The organism is Alteromonas sp. H02, assembly GCF_059682525.1.
The window spans coordinates 1,456,772-1,472,209 of record NZ_CM185021.1; the positions used below are offsets into that span (position 1 = coordinate 1,456,772).

Annotated in this window: 17 protein-coding genes; 13 read left to right on the plus strand and 4 right to left on the minus strand. The window is 50.0% G+C overall.

The features are described 5' to 3' along the window. Positions 1-154: 154 nt before the first annotated feature. Positions 155-1,525: a DNA repair protein RadA gene (gene radA / locus AC566Q_RS06630; protein ID WP_499615070.1), complete on the plus strand. Its 1,371-nt coding sequence runs from the start codon at positions 155-157 to the stop codon at positions 1,523-1,525. Here the strand turns inward: radA and AC566Q_RS06635 are convergent. Then, the gene (locus AC566Q_RS06635; protein ID WP_499615073.1) at positions 1,522-1,935 is read right to left on the minus strand and encodes a PilZ domain-containing protein; all 414 of its coding nucleotides are present in this window, start codon (positions 1,933-1,935) and stop codon (positions 1,522-1,524) included. The genes radA and AC566Q_RS06635 overlap by 4 nt on opposite strands. Before the next feature lie 79 nt (positions 1,936-2,014). Next, entirely contained in the window at positions 2,015-3,682 is a 1,668-nt protein-coding gene (gene ettA / locus AC566Q_RS06640) for an energy-dependent translational throttle protein EttA (RefSeq protein WP_499615077.1), read from the minus strand. Positions 3,683-3,913: 231 nt separating this feature from the next. Here ettA and lpxD point away from each other — a divergent pair, with 231 nt between their 5' ends. From lpxD to AC566Q_RS06695, 11 genes are all read left to right on the plus strand, one after another. Next, positions 3,914-4,939 (plus strand): UDP-3-O-(3-hydroxymyristoyl)glucosamine N-acyltransferase, encoded by a 1,026-nt coding sequence (gene lpxD, locus AC566Q_RS06645; protein ID WP_499615079.1) that lies wholly within the window; start codon positions 3,914-3,916, stop codon positions 4,937-4,939. Between the two features lie 221 nt (positions 4,940-5,160). Then, positions 5,161-6,417 carry a serine hydroxymethyltransferase gene (gene glyA, locus AC566Q_RS06650; RefSeq protein WP_105935637.1) on the plus strand — a complete coding sequence of 419 codons (1,257 nt, stop codon included), beginning with the start codon at positions 5,161-5,163 and terminating at the stop codon, positions 6,415-6,417. A 58-nt stretch (positions 6,418-6,475) separates the two neighbouring features. After that, positions 6,476-6,925, plus strand: coding sequence for a transcriptional regulator NrdR (gene nrdR, locus AC566Q_RS06655; RefSeq protein WP_105935638.1), 450 nt, complete (start codon positions 6,476-6,478; stop codon positions 6,923-6,925). Positions 6,926-6,930: 5 nt separating this feature from the next. Continuing rightward, the gene (gene ribD, locus AC566Q_RS06660) at positions 6,931-8,064 is read left to right on the plus strand and encodes a bifunctional diaminohydroxyphosphoribosylaminopyrimidine deaminase/5-amino-6-(5-phosphoribosylamino)uracil reductase RibD (RefSeq protein WP_499615083.1); all 1,134 of its coding nucleotides are present in this window, start codon (positions 6,931-6,933) and stop codon (positions 8,062-8,064) included. Between the two features lie 18 nt (positions 8,065-8,082). Beyond that, positions 8,083-8,742 (plus strand): riboflavin synthase, encoded by a 660-nt coding sequence (locus AC566Q_RS06665; protein ID WP_499615086.1) that lies wholly within the window; start codon positions 8,083-8,085, stop codon positions 8,740-8,742. A gap of 20 nt (positions 8,743-8,762) precedes the next feature. Next, positions 8,763-9,863 (plus strand): bifunctional 3,4-dihydroxy-2-butanone-4-phosphate synthase/GTP cyclohydrolase II, encoded by a 1,101-nt coding sequence (gene ribBA / locus AC566Q_RS06670; protein ID WP_499615088.1) that lies wholly within the window; start codon positions 8,763-8,765, stop codon positions 9,861-9,863. Between the two features lie 72 nt (positions 9,864-9,935). After that, positions 9,936-10,412, plus strand: a complete 477-nt coding sequence (ribH, locus tag AC566Q_RS06675) for a 6,7-dimethyl-8-ribityllumazine synthase (protein ID WP_273020753.1) — start codon at positions 9,936-9,938, stop codon at positions 10,410-10,412. 10 nt (positions 10,413-10,422) lie between these two features. Further along, positions 10,423-10,845: a transcription antitermination factor NusB gene (gene nusB / locus AC566Q_RS06680; RefSeq protein WP_105935643.1), complete on the plus strand. Its 423-nt coding sequence runs from the start codon at positions 10,423-10,425 to the stop codon at positions 10,843-10,845. A gap of 65 nt (positions 10,846-10,910) precedes the next feature. Then, the gene (gene thiL, locus AC566Q_RS06685) at positions 10,911-11,876 is read left to right on the plus strand and encodes a thiamine-phosphate kinase (RefSeq protein WP_499615091.1); all 966 of its coding nucleotides are present in this window, start codon (positions 10,911-10,913) and stop codon (positions 11,874-11,876) included. Beyond that, on the plus strand, positions 11,876-12,364 hold the full coding sequence (locus tag AC566Q_RS06690) for a phosphatidylglycerophosphatase A family protein (protein ID WP_499615093.1): 489 nt from the start codon (positions 11,876-11,878) through the stop codon (positions 12,362-12,364). The genes thiL and AC566Q_RS06690 overlap by 1 nt, the downstream gene beginning before the upstream one ends. Before the next feature lie 95 nt (positions 12,365-12,459). After that, positions 12,460-13,224: a hypothetical protein gene (locus AC566Q_RS06695; RefSeq protein ID WP_499615096.1), complete on the plus strand. Its 765-nt coding sequence runs from the start codon at positions 12,460-12,462 to the stop codon at positions 13,222-13,224. Here AC566Q_RS06695 and AC566Q_RS06700 read toward each other — a convergent pair. After that, positions 13,221-13,613 (minus strand): DUF3095 family protein, encoded by a 393-nt coding sequence (locus tag AC566Q_RS06700; protein WP_499617385.1) that lies wholly within the window; start codon positions 13,611-13,613, stop codon positions 13,221-13,223. The genes AC566Q_RS06695 and AC566Q_RS06700 overlap by 4 nt on opposite strands. An 84-nt stretch (positions 13,614-13,697) precedes the next feature. Here AC566Q_RS06700 and AC566Q_RS06705 point away from each other — a divergent pair, with 84 nt between their 5' ends. Continuing rightward, positions 13,698-14,582: an IS982 family transposase gene (locus AC566Q_RS06705; RefSeq protein ID WP_105932938.1), complete on the plus strand. Its 885-nt coding sequence runs from the start codon at positions 13,698-13,700 to the stop codon at positions 14,580-14,582. A gap of 12 nt (positions 14,583-14,594) precedes the next feature. On the opposite strand, the gene AC566Q_RS06710 is transcribed toward AC566Q_RS06705, so the two are convergent. Continuing rightward, positions 14,595-15,422, minus strand: coding sequence for a DUF3095 family protein (locus AC566Q_RS06710; protein WP_499617388.1), 828 nt, complete (start codon positions 15,420-15,422; stop codon positions 14,595-14,597). Between the last annotated feature and the right edge of the window lie 16 nt (positions 15,423-15,438).

The window sequence follows — 15,438 nt, forward strand, 5'->3', positions numbered from 1 at the left end:
GGCTTTTTAGTATATTAACAACTTATCGGCAAAATAACTGACTACATTAACGTGGAGGTAATTCTGCTGTTCCCTAAGTGATGCGTACTGTAAACAGATGCACATCCTTGTTAACGAAATCATAATACTTATATTTGCAGAAACCAATTGATTTATGGCGAAACGAAAAACAGCTTTTGTATGCTCTGATTGCGGGGCGGAATTTCCGCGCTGGCAGGGGCAGTGCAGCGAGTGTAAAGCATGGAACACTATCTCCGAATTTGTCGTCAGTCCGGCAAAATCCACAGCGAAAGGCAGCTTTGCCGGCTATGCGGGCCAGACGCACAGTCAAATCCAGACACTGAATGAGATTAACGTAGAAGATTTACCCCGTTTCAGCTCCGGGTTGAAAGAGCTCGACCGGGTGCTGGGCGGCGGTATTGTGCCCGGCTCAGCCATTTTAATCGGTGGTTCGCCGGGCGCCGGCAAAAGTACGCTGTTGCTGCAGGTTATGTGTCAACAAGCAGCATCCAAGCCTGCTTTGTATGTAACCGGTGAAGAATCGTTGCAACAGGTCGCCATGCGCGCCAGACGTCTTGGCTTACCCGATGATAAGCTCATGATGCTGGCAGAAACCAATGTTGAAATGATTTGCGACCTGGCATTAAAGCAAAAACCGCAGATCATGGTGATCGATTCCATCCAGGTGATGCATGTCTCTGATGTTCAGTCAGCACCGGGCAGCGTGTCGCAGGTAAGGGAAAGCGCTGCCTATCTGACCCGCTTTGCCAAGCAGTATCACATTGCCATGTTTATTGTTGGCCATGTTACCAAAGACGGCAGTCTGGCCGGGCCGAAGGTCCTTGAGCATTGTATTGACTGCTCGATGATGCTCGAAGGTGAGAGTGACGGCAGGTTCAGAACGCTGCGCAGTCATAAAAACCGTTTTGGTGCGGTGAATGAACTGGGCGTATTTGGTATGACAGACAAAGGGGTGAAAGAAGTCGGTAACCCCTCAGCCATATTCCTTAGTCGCAGCGACAGTCAGGCCCCCGGCTCTGTGGTGATGGTCATATGGGAAGGCACCCGGCCGTTACTGGTTGAGATCCAGGCTCTGGTTGATTACTCGCAGCTCAATAACCCACGCCGCGTGACCGTGGGACTCGAGCAAAACCGGTTAGCCATGTTGTTAGCGGTGATGCATCGTCACGGCAATGTGCAGATGAATGATCAGGATGTGTTTGTTAACGTGGTGGGCGGCGTGAAAGTGAGTGAAACAGCTGCCGACCTGGCCTTACTAGTAGCCATGATATCCAGTTTCCGTAACCGCGCTCTTCCCCGGGAACTGATAGTCTTTGGTGAAGTAGGGCTGGCTGGCGAAATTCGCCCGGTGCCAAATGGCAGTGAGCGTTTGAGTGAGGCGGTTAAACATGGCTTTAAGCGGGCTATTGTGCCAAAGGCTAACGCGCCGAAAAATAAAATAGCGGGCTTAACTGTTATCCCGGTAACCAAGCTGAGTGATGCGCTGGAGGCGCTCGACGCTTAGACGGAAGGCATCGACGCGGTGATCTTGTCGACCAGGGTTTCAAGCTCAGTGGCGTCAAGATCGTCCTGACCGCTATTCAACAGTAACAAACGCCGCAGTAAGCCTAAATCGTCAACCGAAATATGCGTAATGCGGAGTCCCGCTTCGCCTGACTCGCTGTTGTCCGGTGTCTGACCGAGGCGGATTATTTCGCCGCTAAGGGATATCGCCGGACTGTCTTCATTCGCTTTAAAGTTTAGCCCGACCTTGTCTGCAGCAGGCAGATTCACCCCTGCTGGCAGACGCGCTACCCGCAGCCCCTGCAACGATACATCCACCACTTCTACCGGTATAGCGACACCCTGTCCGGTAATAAGCTGCCCTGACAAATGAATGCCAACCCGTTGAAAATGGCGTTTTTCTTGTTGCATGGGAGAACTGATTCCTCTGCTGATATACTGGCTATGCACCTTTATTTTAGTGTAGTGCATAGCCGGAGGTTTGACCGATTTACTTACTGATACGCTTGTATTTCAGTCGGTGTGGTTCAACCACGTCCTGACCAAAGTTGGCTTTTAACCAGTTTTCATAGTCGTTGTAGTTACCTTCATAGAAGTTAATTTTGCCTTCGTCCCGGTAATCAAGTATGTGGGTAGCAACACGGTCGAGGAACCAACGGTCGTGCGAGATAACCATGGCGCAGCCCGGGAACTCAAGCAGAGCGTTTTCCAGTGCGCGAAGGGTTTCTACATCTAAATCGTTGGTGGGCTCATCGAGCAGCAATACGTTGCCGCCCGCTTTTAAGAGCTTGGCCAGATGCACCCGGTTGCGTTCACCACCGGATAAATCCTTGATGAATTTTTGCTGGTCGGTGCCTTTGAAGTTAAAGCGGCTGCAATAGGCGCGGCTGTTCAGCTCAAAATTGCCAATGCGCACGATGTCCTGGCCGTCAGACAACTCCTGCCACACAGTGTTGTTGCCATCCATGTGGTCACGGAACTGCTCAACACTGGCGATTTTTACCGTATCACCAATGGTGATTGAACCCGAGTCGGGTTGTTCTTTATCGGTAAGCATTCTGAACAGGGTTGATTTACCAGCACCGTTAGGGCCGATAATGCCAACGATAGCCCCCTTAGGTACGGTAAACGTCATGTCGTCGATAAGGACGCGATCACCGTATGATTTTTTCAGGTGCTCGACTTCGATAACCTTATCACCCAAACGCTCACCCGGCGGGATGAACAGCTCATTGGTTTCGTTACGTTTCTGGTAATCACCGCTTGAAAGTTCTTCAAACCGTGACATACGTGCCTTGCTTTTAGCCTGACGACCTTTGGGGTTAGTACGTACCCACTCAAGTTCCTGTTTAATAGACTTCTGACGGGCGTTCTCAGTGCGCTCTTCCTGCTCAAGGCGGGCCTCTTTTTGCTCCAGCCAGCTGGAGTAGTTACCTTCCCACGGAATACCGTGACCACGGTCGAGTTCCAAAATCCAGCCTGCTACGTTATCGAGGAAATACCGGTCGTGGGTAATCGCCACTACGGTGCCTTCATAGTCGTGGAGGAAGCGTTCTAACCAGGCCACAGATTCGGCATCCAGGTGGTTAGTCGGTTCGTCGAGTAGCAGCATGTCGGGCTTTTCCAGCAGCAGGCGGCACAGTGCTACACGGCGGCGTTCTCCACCAGACAGCTTGCTGACGTCGGCATCCCATGGCGGCAAACGCAGTGCATCGGCGGCGCGTTCCAGTGCGTTTTCAAGATTGTGACCGTCTTTGGTCTGAATAATGGCTTCCAGCTCGCCTTGTTCTTTCGCGAGGGCATCAAAGTCGGCATCCGGATCGGCGTAAGCGGCATACACTTCGTCGAGGCGTTTTAGTGCATGGGCAACATCTGCCACGGCTTCTTCAATATTGCCGCGCACATCTTTGGTTTCGTCCAGTTGGGGTTCCTGGGGCAGGTAACCAATATTAATGCCGGGCTGGGCACGGGCTTCACCTTCAATCTCGGTGTCAACGCCGGCCATAATGCGCAGCAGTGTGGATTTACCGGCGCCGTTTAAGCCCAGTACGCCAATTTTTGCGCCGGGGAAAAAACTCAGTGAAATGTCTTTTAGAATCTGACGATTGGGTGGCACAATCTTGCCCACCCGGTGCATGGTATATACGTATTGTGACATGCTTGGTCCTGGCTTTTTAGAAAGTCGCTATTGTAATCAAAGACGCAGCCACTTGGTAGGCGTCTGCGGCTTATAGGTTAGTACAAAGTGGTATTTTTTAAATCACGTGTGAGCCAACCGGTGTTTTTTTTTGTAAACTACCTCAATCGGAAACAGGTTTAATGTCCGGCAGGCTTGATTGCCGCTATTCATCCGCTGTCGGGTATGCCTAGAATTAATGAAGGATTTTTCATGCCAGCACAACCTCAATCGCTGTCTTTGGCTCAACTTGCTGAGCAGGTTGGTGGCGATGTCCACGGCGACGGCTCAGTCATGCTTTGTGGCGTCAGCACCCTGAGCAGTGCAACATCTTCCCAAATTTCATTTTTAACCAACGGTAAGTATCGTTCTCAACTGCAGTCGACTGAAGCAGGGGCCGTTATTTTGCATCCCAACGAAGCGGAAAACTGTCCGCTGCCCGGCTTATTGCATAACAACCCTCATGCCGCCTTCGCCCGCATAGCACAAATATTTGATACTACACCGGGTGTGGCGGTAGGCCAGCACAAAACAGCCGTAGTGGCCGACTCAGCCAGGCTGGGCGACAACGTAGCCCTCGGACCTTATTGCGTTATCGAAGATGACGTAGTGTTGGGCGACAATGTGGTGATTGGCGCACACACGGTGATCAGCCGTGGCTCGCATATTGGCAACGGTTCGGTAATTCATCCTAATGTTACGGTGTACCATGGCGCTCGTATCGGTCAGCGGGTACGTATTCACAGTCAGACAGTGATTGGTGCCGACGGCTTTGGCTATGCCAACGATGCAGGGACCTGGTTACCCATACCGCAAACCGGCTCGGTCGTAATTGGTGATGACAGCCAGATTGGCGCCTCAAGTACCATCGACCGCGGTGCCCTGGACGATACCATTATCGGCAAGAACGTGATTATTGATAATCAGGTACAAATCGGCCATAACTGTATTATTGGCGACCACAGCTGTATTTGTGGTGCGACCGGCATCGCCGGCAGTGCGACCATTGGCAAATATGTCATTATTGCCGGTGGTTGCGGCATAGGTGGTCACTTGACTATCTGCGATAAGGTGCAAATCACCGGTTACACCATGGTCATCAGCGACATTAAAGAGCCTGGCGTTTATTCATCCGGTCAACCAGCGATGACCAATCGCGAATGGCGCAAAAATGCGGTGCGTAACCGCCAGTTAGAGCAACTTTTTGACCGTGTAAAACAGCTGGAAAAAAACGGCTGACGTTTGCTATCCAATGGCCTGTCATACTTTCTTTGCATGACGGGCCAGCGCGTCTGAGCAGGCCGCACCCGCTTAGTGTAACCCGCCGTTGACAGCCACTTTGTGCTATTACTGTTCGGATTTGTCATAAATCAGCCACAAAGCAGTATACATAGCACGTAAAATGACTAGAATATGCGTCTCTGATTTTACGCGACCCCAAAACGCAGTAAGGAGCCTTCATGTTACCGCGCCAAATGAACATTGCCGATTTTGATCCGGAATTAGCCGCAGCGATTGATAAAGAGAATCAACGCCAGGAACACCACATCGAGCTAATTGCCTCTGAAAACTATTGCAGCCCTCGAGTAATGGAGGCCCAGGGGTCGCAGTTAACCAATAAATACGCTGAGGGTTATCCTGGTAAGCGTTACTACGGTGGTTGTGAGCACGTAGACATTGTTGAAGACCTAGCCATTGAGCGTGCCAAGCAACTGTTTGGTGCTGAATACGCCAACGTTCAGCCGCACTCTGGTTCGCAGGCAAACTCTGCCGTCTTTATGGCGTTGCTTAACGCTGGTGATACCGTACTGGGTATGAGCCTGTCTGAAGGCGGCCACTTAACCCACGGCGCCAGCGTAAACTTCTCTGGTAAAACCTACAATGCAGTGCAGTACGGTTTAAACGAAGAAACCGGCGAAATTGACTATGAACAGGTTGAAGCGCTGGCTGAAGAGCACAAGCCAAAAATGATCATTGGTGGCTTTTCTGCTTACTCTGGCATTGTTGACTGGCAACGTTTCCGTGCCATTGCCGATAAAGTAGGTGCCTTCCTATTGGTCGATATGGCTCACGTAGCGGGTCTTGTTGCTGCAGGGGTATATCCTAACCCGCTGCCACATGCTCACGTAGTGACTACCACAACGCATAAAACCTTAGCAGGTCCACGCGGTGGTCTGATCCTGTCTGCCTGTGGTGATGAAACCATTTATAAAAAGCTTAACAGCTCAGTCTTCCCGGGTAACCAGGGCGGCCCGCTGTGCCACGTTATTGCTGCGAAAGCCGTTGCTTTCAAAGAAGCTCTTCAGCCAGACTTTAAAGCTTATCAACAGCAAGTCGTTACCAATGCCAAAGCCATGGTAAGCGTGATGCAGGAGCGCGGTTATAAAATCGTTTCTAACGGTACTGATAACCACCTGTTCCTGTTAGATCTGATTGATAAAGATATTACTGGTAAAGATGCCGATGCAGCCCTTGGTCGTGCTAACATTACCGTCAACAAGAACTCGGTACCGAATGACCCACGTTCACCGTTTGTGACCAGTGGTCTGCGTATCGGTACACCAGCGATTACCCGCCGTGGTTTTGGTGAAATCGAAGCCAAACAGGTAGCCAGCTGGATTTGTGACGTGCTGGATAATATGGGCGACGAGAGTGTGGTTGAACGCGTTCAGCAAGAAGTGGTTGAGCTGTGCTCACGCTTCCCGGTATACGCCTAATCCAGGGAATAACGGCTCAGTAGTTACTGGCTGAGCCGGTTACTAAGCAGGAGCGTTTATGCATTGTCCCTTTTGTTCTGCCGAAGAAACCAAGGTTATTGATTCCAGGTTAGTCGCTGAAGGACATCAGGTGCGCCGGCGCCGGGAATGCGCTGAATGCCATGAACGCTTTACCACCTTTGAGAGCGCCGAGCTGGTAATGCCGCGAGTCATCAAACGCGACGGTACCCGGGAGCCTTTCAACGAAGACAAACTGCGTGCAGGTTTACAACGGGCACTGGAAAAGCGCCCGGTAAGCACTGAAAAAATCGAGCAGTGTGTATTGCAACTCAAATCAACATTGCGGGCAACCGGCGAGCGGGAAGTCGAAAGCGAATTGTTAGGCAATCTTATTATGGATGCCTTAAAGGAGCTGGATAAAGTGGCTTACGTGCGTTTTGCCTCGGTGTATCGTTCTTTTGAAGATATTAAAGAGTTTGGTGAAGAGATAGCCAGACTGGGGGATTAAATCCCATGCAACGCCTCAATCCCAGCCCTGCCCCTGATGAATACTGGATGGCAAAAGCCATTCAACTGGCGGCAAAAGGGCGCTATACCACCTCTCCCAATCCTCGTGTTGGCTGCGTTATCGTTAAAGATGAAATCTGCATTGGCCAGGGATATCACATTCAGGCTGGCACGCCGCATGCCGAAGTGCATGCGCTGGTTGCCGCAGGTGACAACGCCCGTGACGCTACTGCCTATGTTACCCTCGAACCCTGTAGTCATACTGGCCGTACGCCGCCGTGCGCTGATGCGCTGATTAAAGCCGGGGTCGCAAGGGTAGTAGTGGGGATGACCGATCCTAATCCGCAGGTAAGTGGCAGTGGCATTGAACGAATCAAAGCCGCCGGTATTGCAGTGACCCAAGATGTTTGCACAGAGCAGGCCAGGGCACTTAATCCGGGATTTATTAAGCGAATGCAACAAAACTTGCCCTGGGTAAGAGTTAAATTAGGTGTCAGCCTGGACGGTAAAATAGCGCTGGCTAACGGTGCGAGCAAGTGGATCACCGGGGCTGCGGCGCGACGAGATGTACAGCGACTGCGGGCGCAGAGCTGCGCGATCATTACCGGCAGTGGTACGGTGATTGCCGATAACCCGAGTATGCTGGTGCGCCCTGAGCAGGCTGACCTCGACAATTATCCGCTTTCCACAGTACGACAACCGTTGCGGGTGGTGATTGATTCGCAGGAAAGACTCACGCCAAACTGGCTGATGTTTAACGATGGCCACCCGGTATTGCTGGTGAACCAGCATTTTCGGGCGGGGTTTAGTCAGGACGTTGAGCAGTGTCAGTTACCGTTATCCGCAGCAGGAAAGATTGATTTACATCTGCTGCTCGCTGAACTGGCTGAGCGCAGCATTAATGAAGTGTTAGTAGAATCCGGTGCCGGCCTGGCCGGGGCCTTTATGGCCAATGGACTGGTGGATGAGTTGATCGTTTACCAGGCGCCTAAACTGCTTGGCGACAAAGGCGTATCGATGCTCACTCTGCCGGATTATGATCAGGTAAGTGAGACGCCGGACTTGAAATTAACCCACATCAGACATATAGCAGAAGACATCCGGTTGACCTACCAATTGGCCGTCGACAAGTCATCATAAAGAACACGAGAAGACATTATGTTCACTGGAATTATTGAAGCGCTCGGAACCATCGATTCCATGGTCGACCAGGGCGAATCCATTCGTCTTAAAGTTGGCGTGGGTAAGCTGGATATGTCCGACGTGGCACTGGGAGACAGCATTGCTACCAATGGCGTTTGTCTTACTGTTGTTGATTACAGTCCGCATCATTACAGTGCGGACGTTTCTGCCGAGACTATCCGCCTGACCGGTTTTGCCCAGTATAAACCGGGCGCCCAGGTAAATCTGGAGAAAGCCATGCAGGTAAGCTCGCGCTTCGGCGGGCATATTGTCTCCGGCCACGTTGATGGTGTGGGCGAAGTGTCCCGTATTATTCAACACAGCGATTACGTAGAAATCTGGATCGACGCGCCGGATGATCTGGCTAAATATATTGCCCACAAGGGCAGCATCACGGTTGATGGCGTTAGTCTCACTGTAAACAAAGTGAACGGCAGCGAGTTTATGCTATGGATCATTCCCCATACGCTGCAGGAAACGGTGCTGGGCACTTATAAAACCGGTACCAGAGTGAATTTGGAAGTGGACGTTATCGCCCGCTATCTGGAGCGACTGATGCTAGGCGACAAAGCCGCCAGCAAAAAAAATGACATCAGTCTGGAATTTCTCGCCGAACACGGCTATCTAAAAAAATAACCCTACAAGACTTAATATTTATGGCACTTAATAGCACCGCTGAAATAATCGAAGACATCAAGCTAGGCAAGATGGTCATCCTGATGGATGACGAAGATCGCGAAAACGAAGGCGATATCATCATGGCTGCTGAGCATGTCACTCCCGAAGCCATTAACTTCATGGTAAAACACGCCCGTGGCCTGGTGTGTTTGCCGATGACGGCAGAGCGCTGTCAGCGTTTAAACCTGCCGTTGATGGTCGACCTGAATAAAGCCCAGTTTTCGACTAACTTTACGGTTTCTATTGAAGCCGCAGAGGGGGTTACCACCGGTATTTCTGCTGCCGACCGGGCCACAACCATTCTGGCTGCTGTAGCGAAGGACGCTCAGGCCAAAGACATTGTGCAACCGGGGCATATATTTCCGCTGATTGCTAAAGAAGGCGGCGTGCTTAACCGTGCAGGGCATACCGAAGCCGGTGTTGATCTGGCCAGACTGGCGGGTTGTGAACCGGCAGCGGTGATTGTTGAGGTCTTAAACGACGATGGCAGTATGGCTCGCCGTCCGCAGCTTGAAGCGTTCGCCGCCGAACATGATATTAAAATCGGTACGATTGCCGATTTAATTGAATACCGTAATCTTAACGAAACCACGATTAAGAAGGTATCCAGTTGTCAGCTACCTACTCAATACGGCGAGTTTGAGCTGCATACCTTTAAGGATGTTATCGACAACCAGCTGCATTTTGCCCTCAAAAAAGGCGATGTTCAGGCTGAGGAGCCAACCCTGGTGCGGGTGCATCTGCATAACACCCTGAGCGACCTGCTGGGCTCTACCCGCGGGATTTCCCGTTCTATGACTTTACCTGATGCCATGGAGCAAATAGCTGAGGAAGGTGGTGTGCTGGTATTACTGGGTAAAGAAGAAGATCTGGAATCGCAGTTACAACGCTTCGCCGCAGAAGATCGTGGCGAGCAACCGGTAGGTAAAAACTGGCAGGGATCATCGCGCACAGTTGGTGTGGGAAGTCAGATCCTGGCCGCCATGGGCGTGCAAAAAATGCGTTTATTAAGTAAACCCATTAAATATCACGCGCTTTCCGGATTTGGCCTGGAAGTTGTTGAGTATATTCACGACTAACGATTGGGTTTTGGCGCTGTTGTGGTATACTTCGCGCCGTTTTTGACACGGGATTCATACGGGATTTGGGCTATGCAGGTTATCGAAGGTAATATTCGCGCAACAGGTAAGAAATTTGCCATTGTTGTTTCACGTTTTAACAGCTTTGTAGTGGAAAGTTTGTTAGAAGGCGCGCTGGACACGCTGGAGCGTCATGGTGAAGTCAGTGATGAAGATGTCACACTGGTTCGCGTACCTGGCGCTTATGAGCTGCCTGTAGCGGCGAAAAAGTTAGCCGAATCTAAAAAGTTCGACGCTATCATTGCCTTAGGCGCAGTGATCCGCGGCGGTACTCCGCACTTTGATTTTGTTGCCGGTGAGTGCAACAAGGGTCTGGCCCAGGTGTCACTGGAATACGGTTTACCCGTGTCGTTTGGTGTGATCACTACAGACTCTATCGAACAAGCCATTGAGCGTTCTGGTACCAAAGCCGGTAACAAAGGCTCTGAAGCTGCCTTGGGCGCGCTTGAAATGGTCAATGTTATGTCTAACCTAGACGATCTGGCATAAGGAAACTAACGTGAAAGTTTCTCCTCGCCGTCGGGCCCGTGAAATTGCGCTGCAAGGCGTTTACTCCTGGCAAATGACCCAAAACCAGATCGACCAGATTGAACTCGCTCTGGCGACCAGCAATGACATGAAAAAAGTGGATATGAACTATTTTCAGTCCTTGCTGCGTGGGGTAGTGCGCAGTGCGTCTCAGTTAGACAGCACCATTAAGCCCTATCTTGGTCGTTTGCCCGAAGAACTGGATCCTATCGAAAAAGCGATTTTACGGTTAGCCACTTATGAACTAACCGAACAAATCGATGTCCCATACAAAGTAATTATCAACGAGGCCATCGAACTGGCCAAATCTTTTGGCGCCGAAGACAGCCACAAGTTTGTGAATGGTGCGCTGGACAAAGCGGTGAAAACCCTGCGTCCTCATGAGCGCGGCTAAGCCAGCTACCGTTGAAATCAGGGCAGGACGCCCTTCTTTTAAATTTCTCAACTTTCCGGATTACTGTGAAAGAGTTTGATCTGATAAAACAGTACTTTGCCCAACGTGGTCACGTTAGAAAAGACGTGATCCTCGGAATTGGCGATGACTGTGCTGTGACCAAAGTACCCGATAACCAACATCTGGCTGTAACCACTGACACGCTGATCAGCGGTGTTCATTTTCTCTCTGATGCACCCGCGCGCTCCGTCGCTTATAAGGCGGTAGCGGTTAATCTGAGTGACCTGGCGTCCTCCGGAGCAGAGCCTGCGTGGATTAGTTTGTCGCTGTCGTTGCCGTCATATGATGAAAATTGGATAAATGAATTCGTTAATGGTCTGTACGAGCTAACCGAGTATTATTCGGTGCAACTGATTGGTGGCGATACGGTTACCGGACCACTGGCATTAACCATTACTGCCCAGGGCTTTGTGCCACCAGACACCGAGTTACGCCGCAGCAATGCCAAGCCCGGTGACTGGATTTATGTTACTGGCAATCTCGGTGATGCGGGAGCTGGTCTGGATATCCTTAAAGGCGAAATCGAAGCTGTTGGCGAGCACCGTGATTACCTGATTAATCGTCATTATTATCCTACTCCGAGAGTGATGGCAGGCACATCCCTGCGTCGTACAGCCAATGCTTGTATCGACGTGTCTGATGGTCTGGTGTCTGATTTAGGGCATATTCTCAAGATGTCTGGCTGCGGCGCCACTGTACATGTTGATCGACTGCCCGTGTCATCGGCTTTGTTTGAGACCGTGGGAGCCCAGCAGGCTTACCGATACGCGCTGGCGGCCGGCGATGATTACGAGCTGGTCTTTACTGTGAACGAAGAGCAGCGTGGTAATCTGGAAACGTCACTGACTAACGCTAATGTGAAAGCAACCTGTATTGGCCAGGTCAATGGTTATGCAGGTCAGCTGGACCTCAGATTGTACGATGAAAAATACGTGCTCGATGAAAGCACTGGCTACGAGCACGAGTTTTAATGGATAAAGCGCTACGCAAGCGGGTCTCAATGAAAAATCCGGTGCACTTTCTGGCACTGGGGTTTGGCAGTGGTTTAATCCCCCTGATGCCCGGTACTTTTGGCTCGCTGGCGGCATTGCCATTGCTCATCCCGTTTATCTGGCTTTCCCCCTTCGCACTGCTGATTGCCGCGGTGCTGGCCAGTGTTGTAGGAATTTATCTGTGCGGTAAAACCGCAGATGACATGCAGGTGCACGACCACGGCTCCATTGTCTGGGACGAGGTGGCCGGTATCTTACTTACCTTCCTATGGGTACCTCTATCGCCACTTACCATGTTGTTAGGCTTTGTGTTGTTCCGCTTCTTCGATATTTTAAAACCCTGGCCAATCAAACCCATTGATAAGTACCTGGCTGGTGGACTGGGCATTATGTTGGATGACGTCGTGGCCGGCATCATGGCTTGTGCCAGCCTGCATGCGATTTTACTGCTCACCGGCCTTTACTGAACCTGGCTAGCAGTATTCTTTGCTGGCACCGGGTGCAATATTTCGATAATTTAGCTCAATATATCATCAATATTGCACAAGGAGGGGCTTTTGGCATGTTGTTACGACGCGTTACGTTACACATAAAACAACAGAACTGGTTTGCTGTACTGGTCGATTTTTTGATTGTTGTGTTGGGTGTATTCATCGGTGTTCAGGTCGCAAACTGGAACGATACTGCCAAACAGCATCAGCTTTATCAGGACGCTTTCAACCGGGTTAAGCTGGAAATTGCAACCAACATAGAAGCGGTAAAAAGAGTTCAGGCGTACTATCGCTCGCGTTTGCCTCAAGTACAACTAGCATTAGAAACATTGCGTACTTGTGGGCAGAATGGCGAATCAATAGAGTCTGTCGAAGACACTTTTCAGTTAGTGCAAAATTACTCTCAGGTTATTCTCACCGCTCGTGATACCGAGCTACTGCTGGGGAATAATAACTTTTTGCCATTTCAAAATTCTGAACTGCGAACGAGGTTGTCGAAACTGGCCGACTACACATATTTTTTTCATCAGGAACTGGCAATGAAAACCAATCAGATTAAGGATGTCAGGTTTCTGAGTCGGTTGCAGGCTGGTCCGGTACTGGGCTCTCCGGATGATAATCTACAAGCCATTAAAAGCGGTTCGGTGGGCAGTGCGGAACTGATCAGAAAACACCGGTTTGGCGTTCCCTTCGAACAGGCCTGTAAAGATAAACTGATCCTCGAAAAATACTACGGTTGGGAAGAAGCGGTCTATTTTCATTTTGTTGTCGGTCAGTTTACGGTGGAACATCTTACCGCTGAACTGGCCTATTTAGAGGGCTTGCCGCGCAGTTAGCGGCGAGCTGGTCTGGTGGTTCGTTTATTCTTCAGGTTCAGGGCAGCCAGGCTGTAGCCGCCATCAGCCCCGTCAATAAAGTGGATATGCTCTGACTGGTAAGCAGTTATCATACAGGTAATTAGAGCGGCGCTTGCCACATGGATACCAAAAGTGATTTGTCCGGCCTGTTCCTGGCTGCTGAGGTACTCTATAATCGCCTCACGCTGTACCGGTGTGCAGCTAATACACATTTTCAGACCGTCCTCGAACTTTATAAAGTCACAGTTTGCAATGAAATCCTGTTTGTAAGCGCCCCAGTCGGTGGCATCGGTTTTTATTTTACGTGACATCAGCCAGCCGCCAATCAGGTTCATAAACACCAGGTGTAGATAATACCTAACCCCAATCCTGTTTAAGAAATTGAACTAAATGCCTGTTCCCAGATCGGATCTTTCGACCAAGAACGATTCAATCAAACAAAAGGAACAGGCATGAAGAAGTTAGTAGAATTATTTTGCGATGTCGATGATTTTTGCAAAGTGTTTATCCCTCAATGGCAAAAGCAGCTGCTGGAAGACGGTACTCGAAAAAGACAACGAGCTTGCCGTATGTCAATGAGTGAAATGATGACCATTATTATCGGTTTCCACATGTCACATCATCGTGATTTTAAGAATTATTACTTGGGGTATGTTCACGCTTTTTATCGTAAAGACTTCCCTGTTCTACTCAGTTACACGCGTTTTTTAGAAGTGATGCCTCGTACTATTGTCCCCATGTGTGCCTATTTTAGTTCGCTTAAGGGCAAGCCTACAGGCATCGAATTCATTGACTCAACGAGTTTAAAAGTCTGCCACAACATTCGCATTCCCAGACATAAAACCTTCGACGGAATTGCACAAAGAGGAAAAGGCACCATGGGCTGGTTTTATGGTTTCAAACTACACTTAATCGTCAATCATCACGGCGAAATAGTCGCAGCAAAAGTGACGACGGGTAATGTTCATGACACAAAACCTGTTGAGGAATTAGCTCAACATTTACCGGGTAAATTGTACGGAGACAAGGGCTATTTAAGCAAAGCACTTGAAGCTAATTTATTTGATAAAGGCGTCGAACTTATCACCACGGTTCGCAAAAATATGAAAGCAAAAGCGATGTCTTTATGGGACAGAGCAATGCTTTCAAAACGCTTCATTATTGAAACCATCAACGACCAATTGAAGAACATTTCATTCATTGAGCACTCAAGACATCGCAGTATGAACGGTTTTACGCTTAATCTGATGGCAGGCCTGGTTGCTTACTGCCTCAAGGAAAACAAGCCATCACTTGATATTACTGATGTTGAGCGTAATTCAATGGTCGTGGCTTAAGCCGATCTCGGGTTACCTAAATCGGCTGACTAGCGATTTGGTTTCTGTGCGAATGTTTATCTCGGTGGCAAGTCGGGCGGGAGACCAGGCAAACGAAAGTTGCTCTGAGGCGATCGGGTGGTAGTGTTCCCGGCCACCGGTAATCTGTTGTAAGTGTTGTAACACCTGTTCATATTGTTGCGGTGAACTGGCTTCAATAATGAGCGAGAGGGTTTCGCCATGGCGGCTTGTGACGTTGCTCCAACGACATTCAAAACCCGAGTAGTCAGCATTGGGTTGAGCATTTTCAATCAGAAAAGCCTGGTTGAGGACGGGATCTTTAAGGATCTTTTCTGCATAGCGGATCCCGCCGCCACTGAAGCAAGCTTGCTGGTAGTGTGGCGAAACCTTCAGTTTACTCACCCCGATAGTCTGGCCTGCCGCATACAGGGTAGTGGCGGGGATTAGCGCTATACGTAGCTCCAGATGGAGGCCGATAGCCCTTTGCTGGCAGGAGGTCAGACATTGCCTGAGTTGCTCCTCATTACCCGGAGGCACACAGATAGTTGCGCCATCACCGCCAAACACAAATGGCAATGCCGTATCGGTAAAACAGTTACGCACGGCAACAATCATCGCAACTGCGATGGCATTGATATCCTTATATTTGCCGCGCAACAAGGCTTCAGTGGAGCCTTTCACGTCGGATATCACTACCAGCCAGTCAGCGGGCAGGGTCGCGTAGTGACCCTGTTTGGCTGAATGGCCAAGGTCATCGTACGCAGGTAATTGCTGATAAAAAGCGGGTGACTGAGTTGTGATAACTACATCCTGAACAATGCTATCTGGCGGTATGCTCAGAGTATAGAAAACGAAT

Bases quoted from the DNA above. Each gene is read 5' to 3' on its own strand.
- radA (WP_499615070.1), top strand. From the start codon at position 155: ATGGCGAAACGAAAAACAGCTTTTGTATGCTCTGATTGCGGGGCGGAA.
- AC566Q_RS06635 (WP_499615073.1), bottom strand. From the start codon at position 1,935: ATGCAACAAGAAAAACGCCATTTTCAACGGGTTGGCATTCATTTGTCA.
- ettA (WP_499615077.1), bottom strand. From the start codon at position 3,682: ATGTCACAATACGTATATACCATGCACCGGGTGGGCAAGATTGTGCCA.
- lpxD (WP_499615079.1), top strand. From the start codon at position 3,914: ATGCCAGCACAACCTCAATCGCTGTCTTTGGCTCAACTTGCTGAGCAG.
- glyA (WP_105935637.1), top strand. From the start codon at position 5,161: ATGTTACCGCGCCAAATGAACATTGCCGATTTTGATCCGGAATTAGCC.
- nrdR (WP_105935638.1), top strand. From the start codon at position 6,476: ATGCATTGTCCCTTTTGTTCTGCCGAAGAAACCAAGGTTATTGATTCC.
- ribD (WP_499615083.1), top strand. From the start codon at position 6,931: ATGCAACGCCTCAATCCCAGCCCTGCCCCTGATGAATACTGGATGGCA.
- AC566Q_RS06665 (WP_499615086.1), top strand. From the start codon at position 8,083: ATGTTCACTGGAATTATTGAAGCGCTCGGAACCATCGATTCCATGGTC.
- ribBA (WP_499615088.1), top strand. From the start codon at position 8,763: ATGGCACTTAATAGCACCGCTGAAATAATCGAAGACATCAAGCTAGGC.
- ribH (WP_273020753.1), top strand. From the start codon at position 9,936: ATGCAGGTTATCGAAGGTAATATTCGCGCAACAGGTAAGAAATTTGCC.
- AC566Q_RS06690 (WP_499615093.1), top strand. From the start codon at position 11,876: ATGGATAAAGCGCTACGCAAGCGGGTCTCAATGAAAAATCCGGTGCAC.
- AC566Q_RS06695 (WP_499615096.1), top strand. From the start codon at position 12,460: ATGTTGTTACGACGCGTTACGTTACACATAAAACAACAGAACTGGTTT.
- AC566Q_RS06705 (WP_105932938.1), top strand. From the start codon at position 13,698: ATGAAGAAGTTAGTAGAATTATTTTGCGATGTCGATGATTTTTGCAAA.